Below are 13,028 nucleotides of genomic sequence, written 5' to 3'. Positions count from 1 at the left end.
TTATGAAAGTTAGTGGGCTAAAACTATGTGTGTTTTATTAATACAGCTATTTACTTTACCAAGCCTCAAATACCCAGAAAATATGTGGGCAAGATAAACTAAAAATGGATAAGGAAATTTATGTCAGCTTATTATCAGTTACTTGAGCGTAAACAGAATCAGGACGGTACGGTTACAACATTCTATAGCTCTAATCGGCATGTGCAAGGTGCATGGAATCCGCATGAACAGCATATGGCGCCTGCAACCGGAATTATGTGTGCTGAACTGGAACAGTTTATGCCACGTGATGATATGCGTATCGGTCGAATTAGTCTGGATATTTTTGGACTCATCCATTTTGGTGATTTTTCAATTACTTCTCGTGTCATTCGTCCTGGAAAAACGATTGAGCTGATCGAAGCAGAAATGCAAGCTGAAGGGAAGACCTGTATTGTGGCGCGTGCTTGGCGTATGCTGAAAGCTGACTCTTCAAAAGTGGCAGGAATTGAAGATCAATCTGTCACACATCCTGAATCGCTACCCGTTTGGGATGGTATGAAGCGCTGGCCAGGTGGTTATATTGAAAGTATCGAGGCACGTACCGATGAAAACCACCGGGCAGGTAAAGGTACGGTCTGGCTGAAAAATGAACTTGATATGGTTAATGATAAATCTACTACTGATTTTGTTCGTTTACTCGGGATGGTTGATACAGCGAATGGAATAGTGCCACGTCAGGAAGGCAATTTTGAATGGGGTTTTCCAAACCTGGACTTGCAGCTGCATTTATACCGTATTCCACAAGGAAAATGGCTGGGCATAGAAGCTGTACAACAGTATGGAGAAGATGGTATCGGTTTAACTAGCGCTGTATTACACGATACCCAAGGGCCTTTTGGACGCAGCGAACAGATACTTACCTTAAGAAAAATGAAAGCTTGAAATTCAGTAGAGCAAAAAAAATGGGCCTTTAAGAGCCCATTTTTTATAAGTTTACATTCAGGGTGACTCAATTTTTATTTCATCAGGATGGTAAAGACCCAGTTCAGTTAAATGCTGTCTTAGAATACGGCGCAGTTCAAGAATAGTTTCTGGCGTCATTTGAATAGAATGGCCACCTTTAAAGATTTTTTCAGAGGCCGCGCCTTCTAGGTGAGCACTTTGATAGGTAACTACACCGTCTGTAATCACATTTGGATCTTGACTGTCTGTATTATTTCCAAGAATTGAATGATATACCAGACCATCAACAGGCATCACATCTTCAGTCAAGTCAATAAATTTAGATTTATAGCTTAAATTGCTTGGTCCATTCTGAATTAGTGAGCGATCAACCTGCTGTAAGATATCCTTAATACTCAAGTCATCATTTCGTAGTGATTCGCCAATTGCATTTACGAAAGTACCTGGTATGCGGATAATTTTACGTGCTGCCAAGGTAAACCAACGATCAGCATATCTAGTTCCTTTATGAGGAGTTGCCAGAAATACAGCGCGAGTAAAATTATTGATAGGTTGCAGGCGTAGACGCTCGCGAATCATGGGCTCATTTCGATACTGTACCAGCTGGTAAGAGTTCATTTTCTGAAGTGCTGTTTCTGAAAGGTCAGCCTGACTTACCAGTAAACGGCTAATAATACCTCCCATACTATGACCAATCAGAACTGCATCTTTAGCAGAGGGAGCATTTGGGTCAAGATTCTTGAAAGCTTGCTGTAGCAAGGCATAGATCTGAAAACGACTTTCAATGATTGGCATATTGGTAGAGTAGAAAACTTGCCATACCTGATAGTGTTCACGTAATACATTATCACCCATAATGTCGTTAGTTACTGCAATCCAAGCCTCTGGACTGCTGGCCAGTCCATGGACCAATACGATCACTTTTTTGTCCGGGTTATAGGGCTCAAGCATGTATAAATGCGGCATAGTTAAATCTTGTCGCCGGTCAAGCAGGGTAAGATAAGCCGCAATACCCAGATTGTTCTGAGCCAGCCACAAACCGTAAGGTGCAGAAAAGTTGGCCGCAAGTGGATAGTTTTCACCTCCTACTTTAACTTTCTCTGTACTGTAAGGATCATATACATTTAACTGAAAGTGCGGACTGTTTAATATTTCTTCTATACTGCTCTCTGTCTTTGGCTGAGCTGTAATAGTTACTGCTAGATAGCGAGCCTTATGAATATTCGGATTTACGCCGTTTTCATAAGAAAAGTTCATTGGATCAAGAATATATTTATCTACTTCCTTACGCTCTTCCTGTGGTAATACTACAACAAACTCAGAGCCAAAACCGTCACGACGGTTAATTGAGCGTAGCCCTGAGAAGTTAAGGTTATAACTTGAAAGCAATTGTTCTAGTGGCTGGTTTTTAAGCTGTGGGTATTGATCTACATTAATACTGTAGATACTTTTACCCACCTTAATTTGGGGTGAAACCGTTTTACTAGGATGGCGTAAACTATAAGTTGTAACCAGCTTTGCTAGCGCCTGGTTATAAAAATCACGAATCTGCACCTGACGGTTATCAAAAATCCGGTCTTCAGGATGGCGTTCTGTTTTAAACAGATAGGCATAGCTATAACGGATGCTTTTGTCCAGCAGATTCAGCTGTTGATCCAGACACTGATTATAATTCTGTTCCTGTAATTTTCGCTTCTTAATAGCTTTAGTTGAGTCACCTTTACTCTTTGGTGCTGTGCATTCGGCTCCTCCAGAAAGTTCAAGCGACTTTGCCAAATATATCTCACTAGCAGCGGAAAGCATCTGCTCATCCATGATCTGTGGAATCTGTTCGAGTTCTTTAATACACTCATCAGGCTTCTCAGTACAGGCTTCAGCTTCACGTCCCGTCATGGACAATACGTTCAGACTGGCCTCACTCATCCGGTCACGGGTTAAAATGCTATCGCGTTCATTTGCGATACTGATATTCAATGCTTGCTGTTTAACACTGACCACCTGGCAACCGCTGAGCAGCACAACGGATAGGGTAGATAATAGCCAGATTCTATTTATTTTATTTCTAAACATGGGCTGAAGAATCAACAAGATAATCTCGATTAAATCATACGTGAATTCTGGCTGTTTTCAATTCAAACCCTATAAAAATAGGCTGCCGAAGCAGCCTAAATTGTGCAAAATGTGTGAGAGTTATGAGGCAGGTTGTGTAGGAGTGGTAGTGCCTGGAGCTGCTGTAGCTACAGGTGCAAATGGAGTGGCAGGAATATTTATATTTAATATCTGCCAGACGTTCCAGCGGCCCCGCTTGTCAATTTCTTCAATCAAACGGTCAGCAACTTCGGCTTCTTGCGGATATTTTACTTTATAATTTTTTAGAGTTGTGGTCGCATTCTTTTTCTGTTCCATTGCAATATAGTTATTAGCTGCTGAAAGATAAGCTTCCTGTACACCAAATTTCATTGCTTTATCCAGATATGGAATCGCTTCACGCTGACCGCCACCTTCAGACAGGGCAAAACCAAACCAGAAATTGGCTTCTGGATCATCTTGATTAATACGTAAAATACGCTGTGCATAAACTAGTGACTGAGTCGTATAATTTTTACCCAGGTCCAGATTGCGTGCCATTACACTTGCTTTGAAAGCACGAATTAATACATCGAATGACGCATTTGGATTAGCTGCCAGTGTATCGAGTCGTTGACTAACCTCTTTAAGTTTATTTTCAAAACCACGACGTTCCTGACGTTCGGTAAAGCGTGGTGGATAATGGCGTGCCTTACCTTCTACCAGCTGTAGAAAGTCATCAATTTCAGTAATATCAATTTCATTTTCACCAGCCAGTACAGCAAATTTCATGGCGCGCTGATTACTGTTGATAATTGGAACAATAAGTCTATTAGTTTCAAGAGTCGTAGTCTGGCCAGTGGATGGGTCTGTGACCTGAAGCTTGGTGACTGGCTGTGCTGCGGCTGCTTTTAGCGCAACTTCAAATGGAGGCGGAGCATTATAATCAAACGGGTTTAGTGCATAAAATGGTGGAGAAATTTCAGGTTCAGTAAAGACGACCGGTTCATTGTTTACTTTCTGTTTTACTGGTCCGGTTGAACATGCAGTAAGAAATGAAGTAGCAATCAATGCACAGGCCAGTGGCTTAAAAGTCATATAATTCTTCCGTTAATTGTTATCTACATAAGAGAAGCACGTTTGCCAGTCTAAAAAATCCTATGCAAACATGCAATGTCCAGCTTGTGAGTATATGTTTTAATTTAGCTCAAGCTTTGGTCTGGGTACTTTGTGCTTCGCATTCACGGCGCACTTCTTCAATAATCTTTAACTCTTCTTCACTAAATGGGTGCTGTTCATTTTGTGCTGAACGCTTAAATGTCGGGTCAAGTAGCGATAAACGCTGACATAAGGTGTTCATGCGTTTCTCGTTATATTCAATACGGTCCAGCAATACACGCATACCTTCAAGAATAGGATCGGCCTGTTCCTGTGTGGCGGCATAAGGCTGGAAACCTATACGTTCTGCATAAGAACGACGACGCGCTTCCTGTTCGTTATCCTGAGCTTCTTTATCTTTAAAAATGTAACGTGCCGGTCCGCCTACCGCTGTAACCCCTGCAGGTATAGCCTTTGTAACCACTGTATTCGAGCCTACTTTGGCATTTTTCCCCACAGTAAATGGTCCAAGAATTTTAGCACCTGCACCGACTACTACGCCATCTTCAAGTGTAGGATGACGTTTGCCTTTATTCCAAGTAGTGCCGCCTAAAGTAACGCCATGATAAAGAGTAACATCGTCTCCAATCTCTGCTGTTTCACCAATCACTACACCCATACCATGATCAATAAAAAAGCGTCGGCCAATCTTTGCACCCGGATGAATTTCTATACCGGTGGCAAAGCGGCTGAATGAAGATAAAAGCCGGGCTGTACCCTTGCAGTCTTTTTTCCACAGTTCATGGGCTACCCGATGCATAATTAATGCATGAATACCCGGATAGGTCGTTAATACTTCCAATGTGTTGCGGGCAGCGGGATCACGGGCAAATACGGCCTGAATATCTTCTTTAAGCTGCTTAAGCATCTGGCTGCTCCTTTTGGCTGTTCGACTTTTTCCATGTGCCATTGTTCAAGGCCTGCACCCGACTAAAAATGCCACGCAATAAATGATATTCCATACGATCTAATTGTATACGTCCGAATAAGCGACGCAAGCGTAAAGGTAACAGGCGTTTATTGTTGGGATCTAAAAATTCAATCTCTTCAAGCATTTTTTCCAGATGGGGATAAAACTGCTCCATTTGTTCATGTGTAACCAAGGGCTCATCCCAGTCCATCATAGACTTGCCAGTTACCGGCATTTGATTGGTTTCTTGAGGTGGAGTATCCACCAGTTCCAGTGTAGCCATACGCATTTCATAGCAGATTACTTGAATTGCCTGAGCAACATTAAGTACGCCATAATCGGTATTGACTGGAATAGTGACATGATAATTGGCTAGTGCCAGCTCTTCATTGGTCAGGCCACGGTCTTCACGGCCAAATACTATCGCAATTTCCTGCTGTTTACTGACAACTGCCTGCATAGAGGTTTGTGCTGCCGGGCGGGCATCTAATAGTGGCCATGGGATGGTGCGACTGCGGGCACTGGTACCAAATACCAGATGACAGTCCTGAATCGCCTCTTCCAGTGTTTCGACAATCTGGATCTGTTCAATAAGATCCTGTGCACCTGCTGCCAGCGCATCAATGTCCTGATGTGGATAAGTTCTTGGAGCGACCAGGATCAGTCGGCAAAGACCCATTGTTTTCATGGCACGCAGAGCACTGCCAATATTAGCCGGAAGTGTGGTATTGACCATTACAATTCGGACGTGGGATAAATGCTCTGAAATTAAAGCATTATCAAAACTACTCATAGGATATCCAATTTTTGTATCAAGAATACTGGCTGACTTCAGCCTGATAAAGTTCTAAAGCTTCATCCATGCTTATATCATTCGAAGCGAGGGAAGCTGTATGTACCGGGCGCACGGGCTCTACTACCCGCGCAGCTTTGGATTTGACCTGGTATTCGATATGCAGAGCTTCCTTGCCAAAATAATCACGCAATTTTGCCAGCAACTCATCAAGTGGGGCAACTTTCCAGCTTGGACCCAAATGTAGCTCTGCTGTAGCATAGGGCTGCTCTATAAATAGCTGTACCGGAATATGCTGGTACATGTCTATATTACAATAAGGTGCAAGTATTTTTTGCAACTCCAGACCCAATGCCGGGCCTAGCAGATCATCACTCAGCTGTATCTTGATGCTGTTTGCTCGCTTCTGACGGATTTCATTTAAGCTAAAAGCCTTGCTGAGACGCGCCATCGGGCGTTCATAACCTTCGCGCTCATAAATTTCTCCCTCAATGACTACGACTTTTTCAGGCTGGATAATATCTTTAAATCGTTGGAAACGCTCATGGTTACAGCTGACTTCCACACGCGCTGTACCATCATCCAGAGTGATCATGACGCGGTTTGGAAAATTGGCGACATCGATTACCAGACCAGCGAATACAGTGGTCACGCCACGACGGGTAGGCGTCAGTTCATTCAGCCGACTTGGAACAAAAGACTTGAGTTCTGGCCGGTAGACATTAATAGGGTGCCCGGTCAGGTAAAGGCCTAAAGTGTCTTTTTCGCCTTTGAGACGAACCTCGTCACTCCAGGGTTTTACAGGTTTAGCTGGTTTACGCTGAATTTCTTCAACTTCACCGAAAAGATCCATAATCCCGGTTTCACGGTTTTGACGGGCCTGATCTGCTGCTTGTACTGCCTCAGGAAGCTGTGCCATCAGGTCGGCACGTTCAATACCTAGACAATCCAATGCACCGGCACGAATCAGTGCTTCTAAAGTACGTTTATTGATTTTCTTCAGATCAATGCGGTGGCAGAAATCGAATAGATCTTTATACGGTCCTTGCTGGTTACGCGAATCAATCACTGACTGCATTGCAGCCTCACCAACGCCTTTAATCGCACCAAGACCATATACAATAGTTTTTTCATCAATTGCATGGAACTGGTAAATTGACATATTGACCGAAGGTGGCAAAACTTCCAGATTGTTTTTTCGGCAGTCATCAATCAAAAATACCACGTTATCGGTATTCTGCATTTCCGATGACATTACCGCTGCCAGAAATTCAGCTGGATAGTGCGCTTTTAACCATGCCGTCTGGTAGGCTACTAATGCATAGGCAGCTGCATGCGATTTATTAAAACCATAGCCGGCAAATTTTTCCATATAATCAAAAATATGGTTGGCTGTAGCTTCATCAATATCTTTTTTTGCAGCACCTTCAATGAAGATTTTACGCTGCTTAACCATTTCCTCAGGTTTTTTCTTACCCATTGCCCGGCGCAGCAAATCCGCACCACCAAGCGTATAACCCGCACAGTACTGTGCCGCCTGCATGACCTGTTCCTGATACACCATAATCCCGTAAGTCGGCTCTAGTACGCCTTCAAGCAGAGGATGCAGATATTCAAACTCACCACCATGCATACGATGAATAAAGTCAGGGATCAGATCCATCGGTCCTGGACGATATAAAGATACGAAAGCAATAATTTCTTCAAATTTGCTTGGACGTGCTTCTTTGAGCATCTTTTTCATGCCCACAGATTCAAACTGGAATACCGCGGTGGTATTGGCATTGGCAAAGACCAGATAAGCGTCTTTATCTTCAAGTGGAATAGCAGCAATATCTAAAGGTTTATCGCTTTTAATACGTTTATTGATATTCTTGACTGCGTCTTCAATCACGGTCAGGTTACGCAAACCCAGAAAGTCAAACTTTACCAGACCTGCTGCTTCTACGTCATCCTTATCGAACTGCGCTACGCGCGCCGTACCATCAGCATCACACATGACCGCAGAAAAATCGGTAATCTTGGTTGGTGAAATAACTACACCACCGGCATGTTTACCGGTATTACGGGTAATACCTTCCAGTTTTAGCGCCATTTCCCAGATCTCTGAAGCATCATCATAATCCGGGTTGGATGGGTTGGTAACAATATCCTTAAGCTGAGGTTCAGCTTGCAAGGATTCTTCCAGACTTAAGCCCAAGGGTTTAGTGGGAATCAGTTTGGAAATACGATCTGCCAGTCCATAAGATTTACCTAGAACCCGGGCCACATCACGAATCGCTCCTTTGGCCGCCATAGTACCAAAAGTAGCAATCTGGGAGACGGCATCACGACCATAAGTACGTGCTACATAATCAATTACACGGTCACGGCCAGCGATACAGAAATCGACATCGAAGTCAGGCATCGAAACACGTTCCGGATTTAAGAAACGTTCAAACAGCAGTTCATAACGCAGCGGATCAAGATCAGTAATTTTTAAACTATAAGCAACCAGAGAACCTGCACCTGAACCACGGCCAGGGCCTACCGGTACGCCATTATTCTTTGACCATTGAATGAAGTCCATTACAATCAGGAAGTAGCCCGGAAACCCCATCGAGTTAATAATATTAATCTCGTATTCGATACGTTCATCATAAGGCTTACGTATTTCCGGCCAGTATTCATCACGCTCCTCAGGTGGATAAAGGAAATTTAACCGCTCTTCGAGGCCTTCTTTGGACAAATGCGCAAAGAAGGTATCAATAGTATAACCCTCTGGAATCGGATAATCCGGCAGGAAGTACTTACCCAGTTGCAAGGTTACGTTACAACGTTTAGCAATATGATAAGTATTCTCAATGGCTGACGGAATATCCGAGAACAGCTCGGTCATCTCTTCAGAAGACTTAAAATACTGTTCGGGCGAATAGGTTTTCGGACGGCGATTATCACCAAGGACATAACCATCAGCAATACAGACCCGGGCCTCATGCGCTTCGAAGTCGTCTCGGGTCATGAAGTGCACATCATTGTGTGCCACTACACCAATATTATACTTCTGGGCCAGTTTCACCGCTTCTATAATAAAGTCATCTTCGCCCGGACGATTAGTGCGGGTTAGGGCCAAATAAACCCGATTTCCAAATTTGGCGATCCATTCTTCCAGCAAAGGTTCAGCTTTTTGAGGATTAGAGGTAATCAGCATTTTACCGACATCAGAATTCATTCCGAGCAGGGCAATCAAATCCTGGTTCTGGTCCAGTATCCATTCTTTTTGTACACAGGGAATATCTAGCTGTTGACCGCGGATATAACCTTCAGATACCAGTTCTGTCAGGTTTCGCCAGCCTGTATTGGTCATTGCCAATAAGGTCATACGATGTTCAGCATCATTCAGGCGGATTTCTGAGCCTAAAATAGGCTTGATACCTTTACCCAAACATTTTCCGTAAAATTTGACCGCTGCGTGCAGGTTAGACAGATCAGTCAGTGCCAAAGCAGGCATTTCATCTTTTTGAGCAGCTTTAACCAGATCAGGCACACGTACGATTGATTCTGTAATCGAGAACTCTGTATGAATACCAAGATGAACAAACTGCATAGAAAACAACCCTGCCTAAACTGCCCTGTATTTTAACATGCTCTTGTGAACGGCATAGCTCAATATTTACTACATTAGAATCTTTTATAATTTCATTTTAAGCAGGGCTATAAATGGAAAGACAGAAATTCCATTATAAATATACCCTCCTAATAAAAGTACCAGTAATTAACAGGTTATACCTTGGCATATATCGAAAGCACGTAACCTGCCATTTTTGAAAGTAAAGTCAAGATATGGAAAATAAGGAGGGACGTACTCATCCGGATGCTTGAGATAAGCTTTCAGGTCAGCAGAAGTTAGCAGTATTACTGTGCCTGTAATTTTTATCCCTTTTGCATTTAAAAAAACTCCTTTTTAAATTTGGCAAGAATATAATCTCTTGAGATGGAAAGATTGTTTACCAAGGTTTTTTCGCTAAGGTCTGCTGTATTTTTTCAGTTCAGACTAACTCGGCCCTGAGTATCAGTGAGTTGATTAATACTGTCTCTGCTTTTGAAATAGTTGTTAGAAAAAGGGGAGTTATCTTCTGGAGATATTTCAAAAAACAGCCCCTTGTGTGGAATAGGAGCAGTTGAATATTCATAGTTACCTATACATTTCGAGTAATTTTTTTGAGTTTTTATATTTTGGATGACTAGCTGTTTGGTTAATTGAGAAGCCGTTACAGACTGTCTAAGCTCTAATACATTTACCTTTATACTCGTATCATAATCTATAAGGTAATGTAGAAGCCTCAGACACTGTACATATGCTAAAAGCAAAGATTACTAATCATATTTTTATCATAAATATTGACCGGTTAATCACAGCTATAGCACGTTTATAACAAACAGCAAACCTGAAAAAAGCCCTCTATAGAGGGCGGTTAATCAGTCCTGAACCTATCTGAGACGGGCTAGCCATTCACCGAGCATCTGGACGATTTGAACCAGAATCAAAAGAACAATAACGGTTAAAATAACTACACTGGTATCAAAACGCTGATAGCCATAAGAAATAGCCAGGTCTCCAATGCCGCCCGCACCAACAGCACCTGCCATTGCAGTCGCACCAATCAGGCTAATAGTGGCTGTGGTCAGGTTAAGGATCAGTGAGCTACGGGCTTCTGGCAAAATAAAATTAAAAATAATTTGTAGGGGAGTCGCTCCCATCGCTTGAGCTGATTCAATAATTCCTTCATTTACTTCCAGCAGTGAAGTTTCAACCAGCCGACCGATATAAGGACCTACATAAATAGTCAAAGGCACGATAGCAGCCCATGTTCCAATCGAAGTTCCGACCAGCAGCTTGGTCAGTGGAATGACTGCAATAAGCAATATGATAAAAGGCAGGGAACGTAGCGCATTAACAATAGGGTTTAAACCATGATAAATCAACCGGTTTGGTAAAATACCTCCCGGACGTGTAACCACCAGAGTAATACCCTGAATAAAACCCCAGACACAACCAAATAGCATGGCAAAAAACACCATGTGGAAGGTTTCCTGTAAAGCGGTTACGAACTGGTCAATTGAAAGTGAGCTTTTCCAAAATGGCGCAGTAACACTAGTGAGCCACTGAACAATCAAGTCTCTCATCCTTGTACTCCTGACTGTTCAACCTGCACGCCATTATTTTCCAGAAACAGAATAGCTTGCTGAATCACTTCCGGGTCACCTAAAAGTTGAATAAACATTTGTCCAATAACAGTCCCATGAATTTCAGTCATATTGGCAAACAAGATATTTAAGCTTAAGTCAAACTTTTTGATTACAGCTTGAACTACCGTTTCCTGAGCAGATTTACCCAGGAATTTCAGGCAGTAAATACTGTGATGATTCTGGTTTTCCAAATTATTTAGAATATTAACCGGTAATTGCTGTTGCAAAACAGTTTGGATAAAGGTCCGAGTTGTTGGATGTTGTGGCTGACTGAAGATATCTAGTGTAGAGCCTGTTTCAATGACTTTACCATGTTCCATCACTGCGACATAATCACAAACTGATTCAATCACATCCATTTCATGGGTAACCATCACAATGGTAATCCCTTGCTCTTTATTAATTTTTTTAAGCAGTTGCAAAACAGACTGGGTGGTCTGCGGGTCAAGTGCAGACGTAGCTTCATCGCAAAGCAGAATTTTTGGATGATTTGCTAGAGCGCGTGCAATACCAACCCGCTGTTTCTGTCCACCCGACAACTCATCGGGAAAAGCATCTCGTTTGTGCTTTAAATTAATAAAGTCGAGCAGTTCATTCAAGCGTTTTTCGCGTTCAGCCTTGCTATAACCCAACAGTCTCATCGGCATTTCAATATTGGCTGCTACAGTTTTAGTTTGCAGTAAATTGAAATGCTGAAAAATCATACCAATATTGGCACGTTCCTGACGCAATGTACGGGCATCCAGAGCAGTGAAATCCTTCTGGTGAATAATAACCTGACCCTCATCCGGACGTTCTAGTAAGTTAATCAGACGGATGAGTGTACTTTTACCCGCACCACTATAACCGATGATACCAAATATACTGCCATCTGGTATCTGCAGGTTAATCTGGTCAAGGGCACGAATAGTCTGGCCCTTGAGCTGGTAGTGTTTGGAGATGTTCTTAAATTCGATCATAGCGTCAAGATACTGTATAAGAATGAAAAAACAGGCAAAGTTCACTTTGCCTGTTTGTTAATCGCAATTATATGATTATTTTGCGTCAGTAAGATAGCTTACCGGCTTGTTTACATCGACTTTAGTACCGCCAAATTTTTCCTGAATGTACTGCTTAACCGGTGCAGTATGGTATAGCGCGCCAACTTTCTGTAGTACAGGATCATTCTGACGATCAGCAGCAGTAGCAAGAATGTTTACATTCATTTTGGTACTCTGGTCAATTGGTTCATAATAAATAGCATCTTTAAGCACATTTAAACCGCCTTCCATTGCTAAAGTATTGCCCAATACTATGGCATCTACTTCATCTTTTACACGGACTGCAGTTGCCATTTGGACAGGCTTGATCACAATCTGCTTTTTATTTTCAACGATATCGGCAGGAGTACCCTGTACCTCGTCAAAACCGGGCTTTAATTTCACCAGACCCGCAGACTGAAGCAGTAGCAATGCACGTGACTCATTTGCCCCATCATTTGGAATAGCAATGGTGGCACCATTTGGGAACTCTTCAACTTTCTTTACTTTGGTTGAGTAAATACCCATCGGTTCTAGATAAGTAGTAGATACCGGTGCAATCTTGTCTTTATTGTTGGCATTATATGCGACCATATAGGCATACGACTGAAATGCGTTCAGGTCGACTTCCTTATTGGCTACAGCGGTATTCATGGCAACATAATCAGTGAAGTTTTTAACATCCAGTTTAATGCCAGCTTCTTTAGTTTCAGGCAGAGTTGCAATGTAGCGCCAGATATCTGCATCTGAACCAGTAGATGCCATAGTTACGGTTTTAACTTCAGCAGAATCCTGTGTAGCGTTTTCAGTTGCAGGCTGTTCAGGTTTTGAGCATCCTGCCAGTCCTACAGATACGCCTAATACAAGGCCAAGCAACTTTTTCATGTATTCGTCCCGGTAAATTTAA

General features: G+C 42.5%; 9 protein-coding genes. 1 reads left to right on the top strand and 8 read right to left on the bottom strand.

Annotated elements, in window-relative coordinates:
* Window positions 1-120: 120 nt before the first annotated feature.
* Window positions 121-924, top strand: coding sequence for a thioesterase family protein (locus tag AC0VYT_RS08155; protein ID WP_005019825.1), 804 nt, complete (start codon window positions 121-123; stop codon window positions 922-924).
* A gap of 57 nt (window positions 925-981) precedes the next feature.
* Here AC0VYT_RS08155 and AC0VYT_RS08150 read toward each other — a convergent pair whose 3' ends face one another.
* The 8 genes from AC0VYT_RS08150 to AC0VYT_RS08115 form a co-directional block, all read right to left on the bottom strand.
* Window positions 982-3,015, bottom strand: a complete 2,034-nt coding sequence (locus AC0VYT_RS08150; protein ID WP_005019826.1) for an esterase/lipase family protein — start codon at window positions 3,013-3,015, stop codon at window positions 982-984.
* A gap of 120 nt (window positions 3,016-3,135) precedes the next feature.
* Window positions 3,136-4,110: an ABUW_2363 family tetratricopeptide repeat lipoprotein gene (locus AC0VYT_RS08145; RefSeq protein ID WP_005019827.1), complete on the bottom strand. Its 975-nt coding sequence runs from the start codon at window positions 4,108-4,110 to the stop codon at window positions 3,136-3,138.
* A gap of 109 nt (window positions 4,111-4,219) precedes the next feature.
* Window positions 4,220-5,038, bottom strand: a complete 819-nt coding sequence (gene cysE, locus AC0VYT_RS08140; protein ID WP_005019829.1) for a serine O-acetyltransferase — start codon at window positions 5,036-5,038, stop codon at window positions 4,220-4,222.
* Window positions 5,031-5,873, bottom strand: coding sequence for an RNA methyltransferase (locus AC0VYT_RS08135; RefSeq protein WP_005019830.1), 843 nt, complete (start codon window positions 5,871-5,873; stop codon window positions 5,031-5,033). The genes cysE and AC0VYT_RS08135 overlap by 8 nt, the downstream gene beginning before the upstream one ends.
* A gap of 19 nt (window positions 5,874-5,892) precedes the next feature.
* Window positions 5,893-9,459, bottom strand: a complete 3,567-nt coding sequence (gene dnaE / locus AC0VYT_RS08130) for a DNA polymerase III subunit alpha (RefSeq protein WP_005019831.1) — start codon at window positions 9,457-9,459, stop codon at window positions 5,893-5,895.
* 884 nt (window positions 9,460-10,343) lie between these two features.
* The gene (locus AC0VYT_RS08125) at window positions 10,344-11,039 is read right to left on the bottom strand and encodes a methionine ABC transporter permease (protein ID WP_005019833.1); all 696 of its coding nucleotides are present in this window, start codon (window positions 11,037-11,039) and stop codon (window positions 10,344-10,346) included.
* The gene (locus tag AC0VYT_RS08120; protein WP_005019835.1) at window positions 11,036-12,061 is read right to left on the bottom strand and encodes a methionine ABC transporter ATP-binding protein; all 1,026 of its coding nucleotides are present in this window, start codon (window positions 12,059-12,061) and stop codon (window positions 11,036-11,038) included. Before AC0VYT_RS08120 ends, AC0VYT_RS08125 begins: the two co-directional genes overlap by 4 nt.
* A gap of 75 nt (window positions 12,062-12,136) precedes the next feature.
* A complete protein-coding gene (locus AC0VYT_RS08115) occupies window positions 12,137-13,006 on the bottom strand; it encodes a MetQ/NlpA family ABC transporter substrate-binding protein (RefSeq protein WP_005019838.1) in 870 nt (289 codons plus the stop codon).
* Between the last annotated feature and the right edge of the window lie 22 nt (window positions 13,007-13,028).

This window comes from Acinetobacter sp. QJM3NY_42, from assembly GCF_056173745.1.
Note: the sequence above shows the minus strand (reverse complement) of the source record. Positions and strands in the feature narration are given on the sequence as shown.

Coding starts and splice junctions, on each gene's coding strand:
- AC0VYT_RS08155 (WP_005019825.1), top strand. CDS start 121: ATGTCAGCTTATTATCAGTTACTTGAGCGTAAACAGAATCAGGACGGT.
- cysE (WP_005019829.1), bottom strand. CDS start 5,038: ATGCTTAAGCAGCTTAAAGAAGATATTCAGGCCGTATTTGCCCGTGAT.
- AC0VYT_RS08125 (WP_005019833.1), bottom strand. CDS start 11,039: ATGAGAGACTTGATTGTTCAGTGGCTCACTAGTGTTACTGCGCCATTT.
- AC0VYT_RS08115 (WP_005019838.1), bottom strand. CDS start 13,006: ATGAAAAAGTTGCTTGGCCTTGTATTAGGCGTATCTGTAGGACTGGCA.
- AC0VYT_RS08120 (WP_005019835.1), bottom strand. CDS start 12,061: ATGATCGAATTTAAGAACATCTCCAAACACTACCAGCTCAAGGGCCAG.
- AC0VYT_RS08145 (WP_005019827.1), bottom strand. CDS start 4,110: ATGACTTTTAAGCCACTGGCCTGTGCATTGATTGCTACTTCATTTCTT.
- dnaE (WP_005019831.1), bottom strand. CDS start 9,459: ATGCAGTTTGTTCATCTTGGTATTCATACAGAGTTCTCGATTACAGAA.
- AC0VYT_RS08135 (WP_005019830.1), bottom strand. CDS start 5,873: ATGAGTAGTTTTGATAATGCTTTAATTTCAGAGCATTTATCCCACGTC.
- AC0VYT_RS08150 (WP_005019826.1), bottom strand. CDS start 3,015: ATGTTTAGAAATAAAATAAATAGAATCTGGCTATTATCTACCCTATCC.